Source organism: Leptolyngbya sp. ST-U4 (assembly GCF_039962215.1).
In the GTDB taxonomy this organism is placed as follows: domain Bacteria; phylum Cyanobacteriota; class Cyanobacteriia; order Elainellales; family Elainellaceae; genus Leptolyngbya_A.
Window position 1 is genome coordinate 12198 of the sequence record NZ_JAMPKZ010000039.1, and the last position, 17737, is coordinate 29934.

Genomic DNA, 17737 nt, shown 5'->3' on the forward strand with positions numbered 1-17737 from the left:
TGGAATTACTGAGAACCCTTCCGATCGCTCTGGGAAACGGGTTCAGATGCCTCGTCGCGTTTGAACACCTTGTAGGCGATCGCCAGGAAAACGGGAATCAGCACGAGAGAGATGATGTCGTAGAATCTCGCATGGTACTCGCTGATGCTGAACAGGGCTGGTGCGGCGAAGAAGCTTCCAGACCAGTTAAACAAGAGAAAGTACGCGATGTTGTTGGCAAAGTGTGCGCCGATCGCAAGCTCGGTCGTGCCGTCGATCAATGAAACGATCGCATACAGCAGACCCGTGCCGACGAAGTAGCCGAGGAACATCCCGATCCAGCCACCCTCCTGTGACTCCGGGTTGGTGGCGTGCGGCAGGGTGAAGATCACGGCTGATACGATCGCCAGAAACACGCGGTTCGACCAGATCAGGCTCGCGCCCTGCACGATGTACCCGCGAAAGAAAAGCTCCTCGGTGGTCGTCTGGATCGCAGTGAGAATCAGCGCGATCGGCACGAAGAGCGCGAACGTCTTGAGGTCGGAGTTGAAGGAGAAGGTATCGGGGTAGAGGAGGTACTGCCCCAGCCCGCCGAGCAGTACCCAGGGCACGAACCCAGCCACGAAGCCATGACCGACGCGCCGCCAACTGATCTTCTCTCGCGCCGTGACGAGCGTGCGGGGATGACGCTGGTGGATGAGGGAGACGGCAATGAGAATTCCCGCGAGAAACACTGGAAAACCCGCCATGACCACGACGAAGCCCCCCACAGGACCGAACGCAGCGAAATCCAGCTGACCGAGCGCCGCGACACCCTCCTGACCGCCGAGGGCGAACGCGACGAGCGCACTGGCGACGTTGGCGGCGACCATCCACGCAAAGAGGATGATCATCAGCCCCAGAACATACCGCCACCACCGATACTTACCCCACCCGGCAGCCTCCACGTAAGTTGCGTCTTTCACTTCCGTTCTACTTCCCTGCTCTCCTGTGATTGCTTTGAACTTCATCTTTGTCTCCTTGACTCGTGCATGATGGAGTTAGCGAATCTGTTTTGGGGTCACTCCAGTCAGGCGCTTAAACTGTTGGGTCAGATGGCTTTGACTGGAGAAACCAACTTGTAGAGCGATATCAGAGATCGCCAAATCCGTTTTCGACAGCATCAATTTTGCTCGTTCCACCCGCTGTTGAATTACATACTGGTGTGGAGAAACCTCGATCGCTTGTTTGAATACACTGGCAAAGTAAGTCGGGCTAAGATTAAGAGTTTCTGCAAGTTCAGCCAGTGACAAGTCTCGCTCAAGGTGAGTCTGAATATAGTTGAGTACTTGTTGCAATTGGATGCGCGTTAAGCCTTTGTGCTTGAATTCAGTGGTTGACGTTGTAGTTGTTAGCATGATTCAAAAATTGGCAAGTTGTTTAATAAAACAGGCAAAAACTAGCCATCAAATTAGATAGCTTACTAGCACTCACAAACAAGTCAGATATGAATAGAGCTTAGTGACTTGCAGCGACAATGGCTGCCGTCAACTCTGTTATTTTCCAGCGTCCGGTATACCGAATGTTATTGATGAATAGGGCTGGAGCAGCCGTTATTCCACTCTTGCATCCACTTTCGATATCTTCATTGATGCGAGCGATGTGCACCTGCTTAGACAACTCTTTAAGAAATTGAGGGATATCAAGCCCTAAATTGTTGGCGTACTCGACAAGATAACCATTCTCTAACTTCTGTTGATGAGCAAACAAAGTGTCGTGCATTGACCAAAACTGTCCTTGGGCAGCGGCGGCTTCGGCAGCTTGAGCGGCCCGTTGAGCTTGGGGATGAATCTGTGCTTGCGGAAAATGACGGAAGATGAAACATAAATAATCTTCTCCAAAAGCAGCACTAAGCTCTCGTTTGATCGCTTTAATTATCTTGTAAACGTCTGCACTGACAGAGCATTGATAATCTCCATACATTACCAGCACCACGTCGGCATTGAATACACCTTGCATGTGATCCTGTGTTGAAGCTGGAATAGATAACAAACTACGGTCTCGGTCTTGATTCACTTAAACACCTCTGAGGGAAGCAATGGTAATCGCAAGCGATTCAACCCTCTTTCTGCGCTCTAGATGAAGCAAACTCAATGCTGTAACTCAATTGCTATTCGTGTTTGCCTAGAACTAAATATAGGCAATTGCCCGCTCACTTGTCGTCAGCTGAGAGTTGCAACTTTTGCTCACCAAAGCGAATGATGAACCAGTCCCTCTGTCAATGTCATCATCGCTCCAACTCTGGTTGGACTCCGGAGTCAAACTAAAGGGTGACTGGCTTACAAACTGACAATGCCGCGTTTAATCGCAACAATCACAGCCTGGGTGCGATCACTCACGCCCAACTTACTTAAAATTCGATTGACATGGGTTTTGACAGTATTCTCACTAATACTTAAAGCAGTCGCAATATCTGAATTGCTCATCCCTCGTGCCATTAAGCCCAGTACCTCTAACTCTCGTTCCCTGAGTTCTGGATTATTCAGACGCTGCACCAGTTTTGCTCCCACGTCTGGTGGAATGTATTGCTGACCACAAGCAACGATGCGAATCGCATTCAGCAACTCATTAGATTTAGTATCCTTAAGCAGATAGCCTTGAGCACCCGCATGTAGTCCGCGATAGATATCTTCATCTCCATTGTAGGTGGTTAGCACAATAATCCGGGCAGGTTTAAATTCAGCACAGATTGCGCTGATGGCTTCCACCCCACTAACTTGCGGCATTCGCAAATCCATTAGCGTTACATCTGGTTGATGTTCCCGAAAGCAATCGATCGCCTGTTGCCCATCTTCGGCTTGAGCAATCACTGTCATTTCTGGATCGCGGTTAATGATGGTTGTCAATCCTTGCCGGACAATAGAATGATCGTCAGCAATTAGAACCCGAATCATCGTGGATTGGCTCGTCATCATGCTCACCCTCGATTAACAATGACAATAATTTCTGTTCCTTGCCCTGGTTGGCTCTCGATTACCAGTTGTGCGCCAATGCGCTCTGCTCGCTCGCTCATGCCCAACAATCCAAATCCGCCGCTCATTGGAACGCCAACCACGCCAAAGCCTTGTCCGTCGTCTTTGACTTGCAAGCGACACTGAGCATTGTCATAGACTAACTCAATTCTAATTTCATTCGCGTTAGCATATTTGATTGCATTGGTCAGTGCTTCTTGTCCAATCCGCAGCAAGTTATTTTCCACCTCGGCGGGTAAGGAATAGGCGACCCCCTGAATTGAGTAAATGAGATCCGTATTGGTCGCCACTCTCATCTGGTTTACCAACCGCTCAAGGGCACTCGATAAATCACCTTCTTCCAGCAACTGGGGACGCAGGGCTGTCACCGAGCGACGCGCTTCAGACAGTCCAGTGCGGGCTAACTCCTCGATCGTGTCTAAATGCGCTTGGGTAGCTTCTACATCATCGGTTAACACTTGAGTCGCTGCATCAACCTGGATCAGAATGCCTGTAAACGCCTGAGCGAGTGTGTCATGAATTTCACGCGCCATGCGGTTGCGTTCTTCTAAGATTGAGGCGACTTCTGCTTGCTTTTGCAGCGTAATATCTCGCGCCAGCCAAATCACCTGTTCGTGCTGAATCGGGGCAATGCGAGCCGAAAACCAGATTTCTCGCCCAGCAAAGCAGTGACTGTATTCAACGGTGAGGACTTGTTGGGTTCTCAGCACCTGCTGAATTTGATTCAGGAATTCATCGGCTTGTTCTTTGGCAAAAAGTTGATGCAGCGTTTTGCCAGTACACTCCTCTCCATAGGATGAATTTCCTTTGATTGTGCAGAGCAATTGCCCTTCAGCACTGAAGATACATAGCGGATCGGGAATGGCTGAAAAGAGCGCCCGCAGCTCTGCTTCAGAAGCTTGCAATGCTGCTTCTGCTTGCTTGCGTTTAATTCCCAATGCCATCTCGCGAGCGGCAAACCCCAATGCCTCACAGTGAGACACCGGAATGGATTGTCGAGCAAACATCGCGATCACGCCAACCAACTGCTCATCCAGCAGGATCGGACAGCCTGCAAATGCCGCAATACCTTCTCGCTCTGCCCATTCGTGATCAATATATGAGTCATCAAACACATGGTTGATCAACAGTGGAAAGCTTTCTTGAGCAATTCGTCCAAGTTTCGGGCTATTCATGGACACTCGACTGTAGGTACCGTCAAGACGGGTATACATTCCCGCACTGGCTTGTAACTCCAAAACATCCTGGTCTTTATTGATTGTCCAAATTCGAGCAAATGCCGCATTCAAGTGCTTAACAACGGCTTCTGCACAGCGATGCAGCATCAAGGGTAAACTATCACTTTGAGCAAGGGCACTGTCCACATCGGCACGAAAAGCGGAGAGGATTGCCTGTTCTCGAAACTGAGCCTCGGACTGGCGCAACACCGCTTCTGCTTGTTTGCGATCGTCGATATCCGTATAAACTCCCAATGCTCTGATGGGTTCACCGAATTCATTCCAGGTCACAATTTTGCCGACAGAACGAATCCATTTCCACTGACCATCCTGGGTACGATGGCGATACTCTGTTTGACAATTGGGGACTTCTCCAGTAACAAAAGCATTGTAAGTTGCAACCATTGATTCTCTGTCGTCAGGATGCAAATTCTCAACCCACCAAGATTTGGTCATGTGAAACGTTGCTGGATCATAGCCCAGCATTAAAGGATATTCTGGGTTAACCACGATTTCTTCAGTTTTGATGTTGAGATCGTAGAGTCCCTGATTTGAAGCGGTTAATGCTAGGCGTAGTCGTTCTTCACTCATTTGTAGAGCGACTTCTGCTCGTTTGCGATCGCTAATATCCGCAATCACCCCTTCAATGTAGTCATCGCCTGCATTCAGATAAGAAGAGAAAAGTCCCCAGAACAATGTCCCATCTCGTTTTCGCATCTGGGCTTCAAAGTTTCGCACTTCCCCATCCCGCTTCAGCAACTCAATGACGTGTTGGCGATCTCTGGGATTGACATAGTAGCCTGCGGTGTGTTCAACCCCAATTATCTCCTCTGGTGAGTCAAAGCCATATAGATTGGCAAGGCGTTGATTGGCATTGAGAATTAATCCATCCGAAATGCGGTTTCGGAAGATGCCGACCTGTGAGTTTTCAAAGATATTACGGAACTTGGCTTCACTGCGTTGTAATGCCTCTTCTGCTTGTCTACGCTGGGTGGTGTCATTGCCCACCGATAAAATTTCAACAACCTCTCCCTGTTCATTGAAGATGGCTTGATTCGACCAGGCCATCCAAACTCGCCGACCGTCTCGACACAAATTTTCACCCTCACCTTGCGGGTACGATTGAGGATTACGAAGTAAATCACGGACAAAGGGTTTCATATCGCGTCCAGAGAGTTCGATGTCTGGAAGGATGGTTTCAAATACGGTTCGCCCTAAAATCTCGTGTTCTTCATAGCCCAGGAGTTTTACCCCATAATCGTTGATGTAGTGAATCCGTCCTTGCGTGTCATAGCGAATGATGACTGAATTCGCGGTTTGTAACAGGTTGCGGTAGTTCGCTTCACTTTGTCTCAATGCGGCTTCGGTTTGTTGACGTTCCGCGATCTCCTGCTGCAAGGCTTGAGTTTGCTCTTCTACTTTCCGTTCCAGCGTTTTGGTATAGCCTGCTAATTGTGCATACAACCGAGCATTGTCTAGTGAAATTGCTGCCTGAGCCATCAACAGTTTAAGGACTTGTAAGCAATCGCTAGTAAACACTCCGGCATTAAGATTGTTCTCTAGATAAAGGATGCCGATCAACTGGGTTTGATTGAGAATGGGTAGACAGAGGAGCGATCGCGTCTGTTGCTTTTGAATGTAAGGATCAGTTGAAAAAGACGATTCGCTGACTGCATCATCAAACGCCAAAGTTTCTTGAGTGCGTTCTACCAAGTGAATGACGGAGACAGGAATCGTTGCACAGTCAGCAACAGCAAGCTTTTCTAGGTCACACTGTTTACTTCCACTGCATTGAGCCATCACAGTGAGTTGATCCTCCTCTAAGAGAACCAAAGTACCAGTTTCGGCTCCTGCATTTTCGATTACCACCTGCATCAATGTGACAATCAATTGATCGAGATGGACCATTAAACTCTCCCCGACGAAGAACTGTCAGCAGTCTCCTAAAGTATATCTCTTGCTAAAATCCAGAAAATTAAGCTTCTGGGTGGATTTTCTGAAGGCTTTCCAATGACTACTACTACGTTCTCATTCGGGGTGGAAAAGGGGTACGAGGCCCACTTGATCCTTGAGCCGCGCTCACACTTCAACCTACTCAAAAACAATTTTTGCAAAGAAATTTAAGATCTTGAGACTCAGTTTAAATTATTGCGATCCAAAGTTTGCCGATGTAAGTTCTCACTCAGCCAAGCCCAACTTTCCTGCCTCTAGCTCCCATCTTGCCTCAGAGTCATTGCCTGGTCGCCGGAGCGCTTCACCCAAATGGGCGCCTCATAAAACTCCCCCCGCTGCTCTAACTGAAAACCGCCGAACAATACGCCTAACCATACCTCTATCCACGGCATCTCTAAGCTATCACTGAGTTCGGCGATCGAAACCGAAAGTAGGGTGGTCTGTAGCCACTCTAAAATCGCTGCTGTCCAGCTAGCCACATCTTCTGAATGGGCGAGCACCAAAATAGACTGTTTCTGCGCTGCTTCGTCTTCTGCTTCTAGCTGGTCAACCATTGCCAGCACTGCTGCTTTGTCAACGGGAGCCGCAATCGATTCTTTCGGTTTAGCAATCGGCTTTGCTCTTTGCTGGCGCGGTCGGGCTGGCTCCATCAAATCGCTCAAATCCACTGCCATCGCTTGTCGCACCACATCGGCAAAAAAGCCTTGCTCAACGATTGGATCACGGACTAACTCTTCCCACTAGATCATCAGCACCTCAGCTCGCACAGCACACAGCTCAGCAATCTGAAGCAAAGCATCTCCAGCAAACTGCAACTTTTGGGTTTCAGGCAGTTGTGCCGCTGCTGCTTCCACCTCATCCAACAGTTGCGCCACGTCAACCGCCTCCGGCATCTGCTGCGCCTGTTGCAACTGATCCCACAACTCCAATTCCAATTGTGTCGCTGTCATCCACACCCTCCTGTTTCAATAAACAGAAGATGCTCAGCATGATAGGAACAGGGGCGGATCGGGCACTGTGCGATCGCGTGCTGTTCCTCCCGCGCAAAACGTTCAAAGCCGCTGCGCCGCCCGTTGCCATACTGCTGGTAAAGCGCCTCCAAAAGCTGCCGTGCGTAGTCTTTCACCAGTCTAGGTGGCAGCCCAAAAGTATGCTGCGGCTGTGTCAGCGCGGTCGGCTTCTCTCCCACCCACAACTCCGCGCACATCGTATGAATCACAATGTCATCGTTGGGCTGACGCGGCTTTTCGACATACGTGTGCAGGACGACAAACAAAACGATGGGTACCGGTACGACCATCTCAGCTACCTGCGGCTGCCGCCGCACTCGGTTGCCGCGACCCTGACGATAATACGATCGCCGACTGTGGCAAACCGCATCATTCCAGCAGCCATCACCGTCTTGCGACCCATGCTGTTGTCGTGCCTGATTCGGCGTTAGCAGACTGCACGCCCAGCACTTTTCATTGAGCGATCGCCCCATACGCTCCTGCTCGAGAAAGCACCCTTATTATGCCTGAACCGTTTGTATTTCCGAGGAGTAGCAATAATAATCTTAGAATTGCTACTCCTCGGAAAAGTAAGGGGTTGGTCTGTCGCTGAAAGCATAAGTTTGGGGTGATTAAAGGGTTGCTGTCACCAGATGCAATTAGAGCAAATCCAGAGCCTGAGACAACGCAGTTAGGTTAATTAATAGAGGTTGATTGGGGATGCACTAAAAATATTAGTACGAAAAAACTATTCGTAATCCCTCTCCCTGCAAGGGTTTTAGCCTAATTGCATTCTATGACAGCTATGCTTCAATCACCCTAGCCAAGGCAATCAACAGGGTGTCCGACACAGAGCGGAAGCTCTTTAACTGCCCCTGCTGTTCTAACACCTGCAAGATTTCCTCAAACACGGGAAAAACCTGCTCAGGTGCCACGGGATTCAACAGGTCCCAGATCTCTACGCAGGCAGCAGCGAGGCGCAGGTTTATCGCCAATCTAGTTTGAGATCGCTCGATCAGATCACGGACTAGAAGTGAAAGAGGGCGATCGATTGCTGATTGATACGAATGATGATGGCGTGGGTGAAACCCCTGCTGCGCTGTTTTATACGGGTCGGATCAGCGCCAGTTCACTCGCTGGAGCGGTAAACGCCGCTTATCGAGACAAGAACTTTAAGCGACGGGGTCAGCAAAAGTTGCAGGCAAACGAAGCGGTCTTCTTACAGTGGCAGGGACGAACCTATCTGACCGTGAACGATCCTTCCCTGGCTTTGCAGCAAATCGCGATCTGCTGCTGAACGTTACAGGCATAGCGCTGCCAAAGCCAGAAACGAGAACAGGAATACTGGCGATCGACACTTACTTTAGCTGATATCGATCTCATCCCCAAAGACAGGTCATAGCTGATTCCATGCCCGAATAATCGTTTGTAAGGACTGGGGCAGGCTGTCCTGTTCGAGATCAATATACGCGACCGTGCTTCCCATTGCCTGAACAACAGTGGTGGGATAATCTGCCAAGGCAGCAGAGGTGAGATATCTCATGCCGTTCAGGTTGGGAAACTGCTGCTGCTGTAAGACCTGCTCAAACTGCTGCAACTGCTGCTGCGAAAGGCGTTTCGTCATCGGTTCAGCGTTAGAAGCCGGTATGCCTGTGCTTCTGCGATAGAGCGTTCCATCGGCAGTCAAAACCGTCTGAGTTGTACCGCCGCCTAGTCCCCCCGATACTGTCATCTGAAACACGATGTTTTCAGTTAACCCTGGATACTCTGCCTCGGATGGCATGAAGGAAGGCGTGATTTGACTGCCACTGCCGCTTGCCGTTGCATTTTGCACGATGCGCGTACCCTCTTGATCCAGGTGATAAATCCAGCTCTGGCGATTGCCCTCCACAATCACACGGTAGCCAGGAATGGCAATCCTGGTGCAGGCGCGTCCTGAGACAAAAATTCCCATGCAGCCGTCCCAGGTTCGAGGCTGAGACTCAATGACTTTGAGCGTATTCGCAGGAACATTGGCTTCACGGGCGATCGTTTCAAATAGCCGATCAACCAGTTGCGGCGGTAGGGTAGCCGTGTCCTGAGTTTCTAGCTTAATGACTTGCGCCCTTCGATCGGTGCGATAAACCCAGTTCTGCTGCCCATTCGAGAGTTCGATGCGCCATCCGTCTACTGTTGCCATCGCACATCGCTCATTGGGTGCAGCTAAACCCAAACAGCTATCTGACCAAGTTTCCTGGCTAAACTGTACAACCCTGAGATCCCGTCGGGGCAAATTAAACCGCTGAACTAAGTCGCGTCGGACTCGCCGGATAACCTGTGGCGGCAGTTGAATAGTTGTTCCTTGAGCAGGGTTCGATTGCTCAATAATTGAGCGATCCACAGGTGTACTGGCAATTGCCGCGGATTGAGCAACAAATGGGCAAGCTCCACTGGAGATGACCAGACTCAGGCAAGCAGTCGAACAAGCCTTATGAAACTGAGAAATTTTCGAGAATGAGAGGAAACGAAGCATAATAAAACCCAGTAACTGTTAAATCTAAAAACTCGCTTTTTCAACTTAGCCGTTGCTCCAGCATTAACAGAACGGGTTACTCAATTTGAAACCATTCGATAGTTCCCCCGATCGAAACCCTCCCCCTCCAGCAACTCGCATCAGGTAAGGCTCTGTCACTCCAACTCTACAAATTCATACCTATCCGGTTTAATGTGGAAGCTTACACGCTCGAACCGGGTACGGGAATGCAAATTGACCTTCTGGCTCTGGTTTATGCTTTACCAATCATCTCTGCCGCAATTTTCCCAGAACTCATCACCCCTGGTAGCCCTGCTCCCGGATGGGTTCCCGCTCCCACACAGTAGAGATTGGCAACATCCTCGCTCTGATTATGGGGACGAAACCATGCCGATTGGAACAGCGTTGGCTCTACTGAAAATGCACTTCCTTTGTAGCTGTTCAGTTCGTCCCGAAAATAGAGTGGGTTGATGACATGCTCTATGACAATATGCTGTGACAAGTCCGGCAGATAGTGCTGTTCCAAATATTGCACGATCGCATTTCGGTAGGGCTTTGTCCTTTCCTGCCAATCGGTTGCGCCATCTAGGTTGGGGACAGGAGCCAGGGCATACCAACAATCACACCCCTCTGGGGCAAGCGTCGGATCAGTTGCTGTCGGACGATGCAAATACAGCGAGAAATCGGATGCCAGATGCTTACGATCGAATAAGTCTACCATCCATTCCCAATAGCGCGGACCCATTAAAATTTCGTGGTGCGCCATCTTCTCATATCGGCAATTCGTTCCAAAGTACAGAACAAACAGCGACATCGAATAGCGCAAACGCTCAAGATGACGGTCGTGATACTTGCGTCGAAACTGAGCGGGAACCAGATTGAGGTAAGTCGAAGCAACATCGGCATTACTCACAATCGCCTCTGCCTGAAGCAACTCTCCATTCTTCAACGCAATTCCTGTTGCTCGTTTCGTCTTACCATCGATCAAAATCTCCGCGACTTCACAATTGAGGCGTAATCCTCCCCCCAATTCCTCAAACAGTCGCACCAATCCTCGGACCAGTGCCCCCGTTCCCCCCATTGCAAACCAGACCCCAAACGCCTGCTCCAATTTGTGAATCATGGCGTAGACCGCTGTGCTTTGGAAGGGATTACCGCCAATCAACAACGGATGAAAGCTGAAAATCTGCCGTAGCCGCTCATCCTGGATGTACTGGTTCACAAAGCCCGCCACGGACTTGAATGATTGTAATTGCAGCATATCGGGTGCAACCTTCAGCATATCAGTGAGGTGACTGAAAGGCTGGGTCATCATCGGTAGCCCCTTCTCAAACACCTGTTCTGATGCCCGATAAAAGCGATGGTAGCCCGCCACATCGGCTGGATTGAACTGCCGAATTTGCTCTAGCAGGTAATCGCGATCGCCGTTGTAGTGAAACACGGAGCCATCTTCAAACCGGACGTTGTAAAACGGGTCTAACGGCACCAGCGTCACATAATCCTCGGTTTTGCGGTTGCTGATCTCAAACAGCTCATGAATCAGATAGGGCGCGGTAATAATCGTCGGACCTGCATCGAAGGTAAAGCCCTCCTGTTGAAACACAGAAGCACGACCCCCAGCTTTGTCTCGTTTCTCCACGATCGTCACCTGATGTCCTTGTGCCTGTAGCCGAATTGCAGCCGACAACCCGCCAAAGCCGCTGCCAATCACAATAATCCTCATGAATCTTTTTTAGAACCTGCCAAATTCATTAAATCAGACGGAGCTTCCAGCAGCTTCTAATTTTCGGAATACAGTCGTCCAGCAGTCTTGAGAAACCTGAGAAAAGTTGGTATGGCTGAATCGTTCAAGTGCAACAGAGATTACCCAAAGAAAAAATTCCAGATTGTTACCAGGGCGTCAGCCGATGAACAAGCCCATGAGGAAAACTCTGCTTTAGCACCTGAAAAGCCTGTTGTACATGATGCTGAACCGGATGAGCAGGAGGGCAGGCTTCAGATTGTAGATGAAGCAAACAGCGAATTTCAGGTGTCGCAATTGCAACGATAAGACCCACAAAAGCGAGGATGAGACCCACAAAAGTCATGCGATCTGCGTCCATCCAACCTTTTTCTGCTTGAGGATTCATCTTCATTTCATTCCTGCTAACAACACATTAGAACCATAACTCTCATTAAGTGCTGTTGACCTCGGAGAAAACCGCAAATTAGCATGAGTGTTTAGGAGACTCATCCTACTGCTGCGCTTGATCAAGTTGACCGAATTTCACTACAGGTCAATCGATTGGTGCAGGCAAGCAGACTTTTTATATGACATCGTTACGCCATGCCGTCAGAAAACGGAGGTGGGCGATCGCTTTCTATCTAGCCTGATTTCCAGCGAACTCCAATTCGTTAACTCTTCAAGCATATAACAGGTCAAGTTGCCGCTTCAGGTACTCCAGTTCATTATCTGAAGAAATCTCTGTATTGGTTGTGCGATCATTCAACACATCGGTCGGATCACTGTTCGCACATCGAGGTGTGACAAGATCGCATACGGTTCCAGTAAAAGCGGACAAGCGATCGTAATTAATCCGATAGAACATGACACGCTTATAAGAAGTAATCCAATGTTGAGCCGTCTGAATCAGCCCAAGCTTTTTCAGATTAGCGATCGCCTTCCTTAAGCTATACTGCGTCATCCAGGGAAACTGCTCTTGCCAGGACTTAAGCGAGTTGTAAATCCATTTGCTGCCATCGACGATCCAACCAGACACGGCTGAATTGGTCGTCCAGTAATGTAACTGCTGCAAAAAAACACTCTCATCAAACCCCGTTCCAGATTTACCCAGCGTTTGTTTTAGCAAGCCTGCCAGTTGAGGGGGAATGGGAATAGAGTTTGCTTCCAACGTTCTATGAATCATGATCATCTCCTCCCTGCACGAGAAGGTTGATTCAACCGTTGCATCCGTCTTCCTGTACTCCGCACAAGCTGCCTGAGACGAACTATCTGTGCATCAATTAGCGATTGCTGCTCCTGGAGAACTTTTACCTGCTGTCCCCGCTCGATCGCCGCTCGGACTTCGCCCACCTGCTGATGGGAGAGATGCTTGGTTTTGACCTTGGGCTGACCCGATTTTTTATACTCGCCTGTAAGCCACCGCAATTGGTGGTAGGTGTATTGCTTCCCGTTTTTGTTCTTCGTGTAGGGTTCAATCCATTGGTCAAAGAACACGTCGCCCTCTTGCTCGATCGCCCGAATGTCTTGAGCGAGACGATCGCGTTCAGCCTGGAGCTTGTGCAGAGCAACGAGGTAGCGGGAGATCCATTGCAGTTCTGGGAATTGGTCAAGATCGAGGACGATCGAATTTCCCAGAACTTCTTCCGGTTCAGAGTGCGCTTGAGGAAAAGCCGGACGGGGGAAGGCAGTGAGTTTTTGCATAGGAAAGTTGACCCACAACAAGGGTGGGTTTCCAAAAGAGGACAAACAACAAGGGAGCGATCGCCTCTCTCCAACTGAAAAGGGCGATCGCCTGCAATCAAATTGATTTAGAAGGGAAGAACTTTGTCGTGCAGATCTTTCGTGACCAGGATTATCCAGTAGTGGTTGCGGTAGCCCAGGGCAACTTTGCCAAAACCCAGCCGTTCTCGATCCTGTTCCCAGCGGTGAACTGAGTGTAGGGCAGTTGTAAGGTCAGAAATTCGACAAAAGGCAGTCAGTTCTGGGTTTTCGGTAGTGGAGCGACACCCCTCCGCGTAGCCTTTGAGGTAGTGGGTGTTGTCTTGAAACTGCGGATGAGGGGCACGATGATTTATGCCATCGCGAAAACCAGCACTAAAAAGCTGATCCGGGGCAAGAGGTGTACCTTGCCAGGAATTTTTTGATACCATATTCGTGATTAGATAAACAACATTTAGAGGGCGATCGCAAACTTTGGACGGTGGGCGATCGCTTTCTATTTGGCTCCCTCTGCATTTCAAAACCAGGCTTGGGACTGGCTAAGGCTGCATTAGTTAGGAAGAATGCTGCTGTCCGGAAGCAAAAGCTTTACCGGATCACTAAATTAAGCGCATTAGCTGCATGAGCGCAGAACAAGACTTTCAGTAAACAAGCTTGCTATGGCAGATTTGCTTTGTTGTTTTGAGCACGTCGCTCTAGCTCGGTAATAATTTCTGTCGCCATTGCTGCAAGCTCGTCAGTCTCTATTTCTTCCACCCATCCCGGCTTAAACGTTTTTACGCTGCGGTTTGAACGACTTGAAGTTCTTGCCAGCCCTTCTTTTAACAGGAACCGGATCATCTGATTCAGATTGCGCTCTTCTTTAGCGGCAACAGCCTCTAAAGGCTCTCGAAGTCCTTCAATGTCAATGCTGATGCGATCCACTGTTTCCTGTCCAACTGGTTCTGACATAAGCATACTCTAACCCCTACGCTAACTATTGGTGCAATTTGGTGCATTCTGATGCAATCATGTTACCATGCTTCGTAGGAACTGGGGTAAGAACTAAACCCCACTTCGCATGAATTCTTTCAAGAGCCTAAGAATATGACGCAATACATGAATTCATCGGCGTTTCAACCGGTGCTAGACTCGATCGCCTTTTCCCAAGAAGCTGACCTGCCACCCGCCGAAACCGACCTGCCACCCATCCCCGAAGCTGAACGCGAGGTGGCTGCGACTTCCCCTGCCACTTCCCGCGAAGGTCGTACGAACCAACCTCCCTTATGGCAGCCTGTTGAACCTCAATTCACCAAAGCGATCGCCGAGTATTACGGTGTGTCGCGCAAATCGGTGCAGCAGTGGTTCCAGAAGGTCAAAGAAGCCTGCCCCTGGTTCCATGAATCTGACCTCAAGTTGCCGGATGAGCGGTACAGCCCGCTTTGTGTCGAACTGATGGGGCAATACCGGACTTCAGGCTTGCCCTTTGAAGCCTGGAAAACCCAACTCTGGGAGCAAAACGCAGAACTGGTTGCGGCATACCAGGCGGCTCAAGCCCAGACCCAGACTGCTGCTAACCCCCAAGTATGTGCTGGCATCACGCTTAGAAATTCAGAAGTGCCGCTTCCGGTTCAGGGAATTCAGCCGCTTCAGCTAACGGTTGTTGATTCCACTGATCGCCTAACTGAAGCGATTAATAGCCTCAATACGACCTTGCAGCAGTTTGTCAGCAACGATCGGACACTGGAAGATGCCTTGAAGCTGAACGCGACGCAAAAAGGCTCTCGCTTGGGGACAGAACTTGCGATCGCCGAGATTGGCAGCATGGTGCAGGCAACCGAATCGGCACGGGTGGAGCTGGCAAAAAAGCTGGGCTTACTATCTATTCCCATCGATCCCCCTCAACAACAGTCTGCTTGAAGTTATCGGTTGCGCTCGCCATCGCCGCCTTTTTCCTTACCTCGGTTGCGGTACTCTTTAGGGCTGCGCTTCCGAACTCTAAACTACCCCAGGTTCCTCCAGCTTCTCGCCTTCTCGCCAAGTAAAACTTCCCTGCCTTTGGCGATTGTTTCTACCCCTGCCGGAGGGTCGAAGAGGAATCTGCTCGGTCAGTTCCCAGCAGTCCGGCTCCGCTTCTCATGCTTTAGCAGTTTTTAGGACAACCCTGGCGATTCTATTTCTAAGTCGATCGCAAGAGACAGGCAGGAATTTTGTTGCTTCACTCGATACAAGGACGTTGACCATGAGCCATCCGGTGCGTGTTTCAGAAATTTTAGAAAGATGGAGCCAAAAGCCGCTCACGTCAGCCGACTACTGCCAAATTTGGGTCGGGCAAAAGCGGGGGATTTATCCTTTTGATCGTGGCTATCGAAAAGCCTGTGTCGCAGAGCTGCATCACGTTCTGGGAGTTAGTCCCAATACCGTGAACTGCTGGGGCAGCAATTTTGAGAAGTGCCAGGATGTGGGGACATTCCTGCATCTACGGTGTGTTCATATCATGAACGTGGAACGAGAAGTCCTTTCAAGCCTGCGGCAGCCCCGAACCGGAGCAGAAATTTTAACCCTGTTGACTGCACGACTCGAAACTCTGGAAGCTCTAATTTCCCCTGGTTCTGAAACCCAGAATTGGCATATTAGCGGTTGGCAAGCGTATGCTCTGTCTCTTGATCCTCCAGAATCCCAAAGTGTCGGGTGGGATCGATCGCAGCTTGAACAGTCGGCTTAACTTCCTCAGTCCGTCGCTCCCTGCGCTAGCAATAGAGCACTTCCGAGTGCTACCCAAAATTCTGAAGGCGGCATGACGGTGAACAGGGAAGCGGAGGCTGCGGTGGGATTGAGCACGATCGGCGGGTTTAGTCGTCCTTTCCACAGGAATCCTCGATCGACGATCGGGGGACGCGACGTAGAAAATGTAAGCCCTAGAATGAAAGTTAATTCTGTCAGTCCTTAAGAATTGCCCTATGGTGGACCGTCTGACGCAGGACTCTAAAATTCCCCCGCTGGAAAATGGCGATCGGCTCACTCGTTTCGAGTTTGAGCGACGCTACAGTGCCATGCCCCAACTCAAGAAAGCGGAACTGATTGAAGGAATTGTCTATATGCCTGCCGCATTGCGCTTCAGGAGTCATGGTCAGCCCCATAGCTGGATTATGGGCTGGTTGACAAACTATGCAGCCGTGACACCCGGTGTGTTAACGGGAGATGCGCCAACAGTGCGGCTTGATCTCGATAACGAACCGCAACCGGATGCAGTGCTGCTGATTGATGAGGCATTTGGGGGGCAATCACGGCTGAGTGAAGACGATTATATCGAAGGTGCGCCTGAACTGGTGATTGAAATTGCTGCAAGTAGTGCAGCGATCGATCTTCACGCGAAGAAAACTGCTTACCGACGGACTGGCGTTCAAGAGTACATCGTCTGGCAAGTCCTGGAGCGGAAATTAGATTGGTTTTATTTGAGTGAAGGCGATTACCTGAGCCTACCTGTAGACGCAGATGGCATGATCAAAAGTCAAGTTTTTCCAGGATTGTGGTTAGCAGTCGAGGCTCTGCTATCCGGAGATTTGCAGCAAGTGTTAGCGGTCGTGCAACAAGGAACGCGATTGCCAGAACATGCAGCATTTGTGCAGAAACTGGCTCGCTTCCCTCATTAACTGAATTGCCGATCAAAATAAAAGAGCATCTTGGATCAGACAGGGTTGCGTCAGGAAAACTGATTGAACTGGGGAAAGAGAAGACGATGGTACAGATAATCCAGGCGAAGACCGTAACGTTGCGAACCTTGATCGACGATTTTGGCATTCAGTTCGTTGACGATCGAGCATTCTTCCCGGAATGGCAGGGCAATCTGCCCGAAGTCAGCGATCTGGAGAAGGAGCAGCTTAGACGCATTCGGGATGGCTTTGTCAATCTACTCAACTATCCGCCTCTCCTGGAAGGCGTGATCCGAATGTCCGTCGTCGATCCCCTTCTTTTTTTGGCGGGCTTCTATCTTCCACCGTTTCATGTGCGATCGGAACCGTCGATCGAGATTCAAACCGAAGAAGAGGACATTCTGATTACGGGCAGTCTCGATACCCTGGTTCTCAAAGACCGTTTGTGGGTGTTGGTGGTTGAATCCAAACGCGCCTCCTATTCCGTAGAAGCAGGACTAGCGCAAATCCTGGCTTATATGCTGGCAAGCCCCAATCCTGACCAATCCTGCTATGGCATGATAACCAGTGGTGGCAGCTTCATGTTCATCAAACTCATGAAAGGAAATCTACCCCGATACGCGGTTTCCAAGCTGTTTGGGATTAGAGAACTGGACGATTTGATTAGCGTTTTTGCCATCCTCAAACGGTTGGGGCAACTTGTAGAGTAACCCTCATGCTCTACAATCACTTTACCTTCAAGAAAGCAAAAAGCGACTTTCATATCACAATACTTCGGACAACTTTTGGGGCAGAGGCTGAAACCCGCATTCTACCGTTGGCATTTGCCCCCTTTAAGAGGGCTGAAACCTGCATCCTACCGTTAGCAGTTTAAAACTGTCCGGACTGTTGATACGGAATCCGGATAGTAAAGTAACACTATTTTATGCCTGCCTCCACCAGTGAAATAGCGTGTGCTGACGAATGACTTCCGGCATGGCTGCAAGGATGTTACAACGAGAG

General features: G+C 49.8%; 19 protein-coding genes and 2 pseudogenes. 6 read left to right on the forward strand and 15 right to left on the reverse strand.

Annotated features, from left to right (window positions below; genetic code table 11):
• Window positions 1-5 precede the first annotated feature (5 nt).
• From NDA02_RS25215 to NDA02_RS25255, 9 genes and pseudogenes are all read right to left on the reverse strand, one after another.
• A complete protein-coding gene (locus tag NDA02_RS25215; protein WP_348249798.1) occupies window positions 6-989 on the reverse strand; it encodes a type II CAAX endopeptidase family protein in 984 nt (327 codons plus the stop codon).
• A 30-nt stretch (window positions 990-1019) separates the two neighbouring features.
• Window positions 1020-1376 carry an AraC family transcriptional regulator gene (locus NDA02_RS25220; RefSeq protein ID WP_348249799.1) on the reverse strand — a complete coding sequence of 119 codons (357 nt, stop codon included), beginning with the start codon at window positions 1374-1376 and terminating at the stop codon, window positions 1020-1022.
• 100 nt (window positions 1377-1476) lie between these two features.
• Entirely contained in the window at window positions 1477-2034 is a 558-nt protein-coding gene (locus tag NDA02_RS25225; protein ID WP_348249800.1) for a DsbA family protein, read from the reverse strand.
• Between the two features lie 263 nt (window positions 2035-2297).
• Window positions 2298-2930: a response regulator transcription factor gene (locus tag NDA02_RS25230; protein ID WP_348249803.1), complete on the reverse strand. Its 633-nt coding sequence runs from the start codon at window positions 2928-2930 to the stop codon at window positions 2298-2300.
• Window positions 2931-2935: 5 nt separating this feature from the next.
• Window positions 2936-6112, reverse strand: a pseudogene (locus NDA02_RS25235) (PAS domain S-box protein); the annotation flags it as partial.
• A 302-nt stretch (window positions 6113-6414) separates the two neighbouring features.
• A complete protein-coding gene (locus NDA02_RS25240) occupies window positions 6415-6849 on the reverse strand; it encodes a hypothetical protein (RefSeq protein WP_348256156.1) in 435 nt (144 codons plus the stop codon).
• A 51-nt stretch (window positions 6850-6900) separates the two neighbouring features.
• A complete protein-coding gene (locus NDA02_RS25245) occupies window positions 6901-7110 on the reverse strand; it encodes a hypothetical protein (protein ID WP_190793185.1) in 210 nt (69 codons plus the stop codon).
• Window positions 7107-7643 (reverse strand): hypothetical protein, encoded by a 537-nt coding sequence (locus tag NDA02_RS25250; RefSeq protein WP_190793186.1) that lies wholly within the window; start codon window positions 7641-7643, stop codon window positions 7107-7109. The genes NDA02_RS25245 and NDA02_RS25250 overlap by 4 nt, the downstream gene beginning before the upstream one ends.
• A gap of 330 nt (window positions 7644-7973) precedes the next feature.
• A pseudogene (locus tag NDA02_RS25255) lies at window positions 7974-8108 on the reverse strand (ISNCY family transposase); the annotation flags it as partial.
• A gap of 74 nt (window positions 8109-8182) precedes the next feature.
• On the opposite strand from NDA02_RS25255, the gene NDA02_RS25260 reads away from it, so the two are divergent.
• Window positions 8183-8446, forward strand: coding sequence for a bluetail domain-containing putative surface protein (locus tag NDA02_RS25260; protein ID WP_348249876.1), 264 nt, complete (start codon window positions 8183-8185; stop codon window positions 8444-8446).
• Between the two features lie 99 nt (window positions 8447-8545).
• Here NDA02_RS25260 and NDA02_RS25265 read toward each other — a convergent pair whose 3' ends face one another.
• Window positions 8546-9529, reverse strand: coding sequence for a hypothetical protein (locus NDA02_RS25265; protein WP_190793189.1), 984 nt, complete (start codon window positions 9527-9529; stop codon window positions 8546-8548).
• A 385-nt stretch (window positions 9530-9914) separates the two neighbouring features.
• Window positions 9915-11384: a phytoene desaturase gene (locus NDA02_RS25270; RefSeq protein ID WP_190793190.1), complete on the reverse strand. Its 1470-nt coding sequence runs from the start codon at window positions 11382-11384 to the stop codon at window positions 9915-9917.
• A gap of 111 nt (window positions 11385-11495) precedes the next feature.
• Here NDA02_RS25270 and NDA02_RS25275 point away from each other — a divergent pair, with 111 nt between their 5' ends.
• The gene (locus tag NDA02_RS25275) at window positions 11496-11711 is read left to right on the forward strand and encodes a hypothetical protein (RefSeq protein ID WP_190793191.1); all 216 of its coding nucleotides are present in this window, start codon (window positions 11496-11498) and stop codon (window positions 11709-11711) included.
• Window positions 11712-12063: 352 nt separating this feature from the next.
• Here NDA02_RS25275 and NDA02_RS25280 read toward each other — a convergent pair whose 3' ends face one another.
• The 4 genes from NDA02_RS25280 to NDA02_RS25295 all read right to left on the reverse strand — a co-directional run bounded on the left by NDA02_RS25280 (window position 12064) and on the right by NDA02_RS25295 (window position 14054).
• Complete coding sequence (locus NDA02_RS25280) at window positions 12064-12567, reverse strand: hypothetical protein (protein WP_190793192.1); 504 nt, start codon at window positions 12565-12567, stop codon at window positions 12064-12066.
• A 2-nt stretch (window positions 12568-12569) separates the two neighbouring features.
• Window positions 12570-13085: a hypothetical protein gene (locus tag NDA02_RS25285; RefSeq protein ID WP_190793193.1), complete on the reverse strand. Its 516-nt coding sequence runs from the start codon at window positions 13083-13085 to the stop codon at window positions 12570-12572.
• A 107-nt stretch (window positions 13086-13192) separates the two neighbouring features.
• Window positions 13193-13534, reverse strand: a complete 342-nt coding sequence (locus NDA02_RS25290; protein ID WP_190793194.1) for a hypothetical protein — start codon at window positions 13532-13534, stop codon at window positions 13193-13195.
• Between the two features lie 226 nt (window positions 13535-13760).
• On the reverse strand, window positions 13761-14054 hold the full coding sequence (locus tag NDA02_RS25295) for a hypothetical protein (RefSeq protein ID WP_190793195.1): 294 nt from the start codon (window positions 14052-14054) through the stop codon (window positions 13761-13763).
• A gap of 135 nt (window positions 14055-14189) precedes the next feature.
• On the opposite strand from NDA02_RS25295, the gene NDA02_RS25300 reads away from it, so the two are divergent.
• From NDA02_RS25300 to NDA02_RS25315, 4 genes are all read left to right on the forward strand, one after another.
• On the forward strand, window positions 14190-15002 hold the full coding sequence (locus tag NDA02_RS25300) for a hypothetical protein (RefSeq protein ID WP_190793196.1): 813 nt from the start codon (window positions 14190-14192) through the stop codon (window positions 15000-15002).
• A 322-nt stretch (window positions 15003-15324) separates the two neighbouring features.
• Window positions 15325-15807, forward strand: a complete 483-nt coding sequence (locus tag NDA02_RS25305) for a hypothetical protein (RefSeq protein ID WP_190793197.1) — start codon at window positions 15325-15327, stop codon at window positions 15805-15807.
• 235 nt (window positions 15808-16042) lie between these two features.
• Window positions 16043-16735, forward strand: coding sequence for a Uma2 family endonuclease (locus NDA02_RS25310; protein WP_190793199.1), 693 nt, complete (start codon window positions 16043-16045; stop codon window positions 16733-16735).
• 86 nt (window positions 16736-16821) lie between these two features.
• A complete protein-coding gene (locus tag NDA02_RS25315; RefSeq protein WP_190793200.1) occupies window positions 16822-17445 on the forward strand; it encodes a restriction endonuclease subunit R in 624 nt (207 codons plus the stop codon).
• Window positions 17446-17737 lie beyond the last annotated feature (292 nt).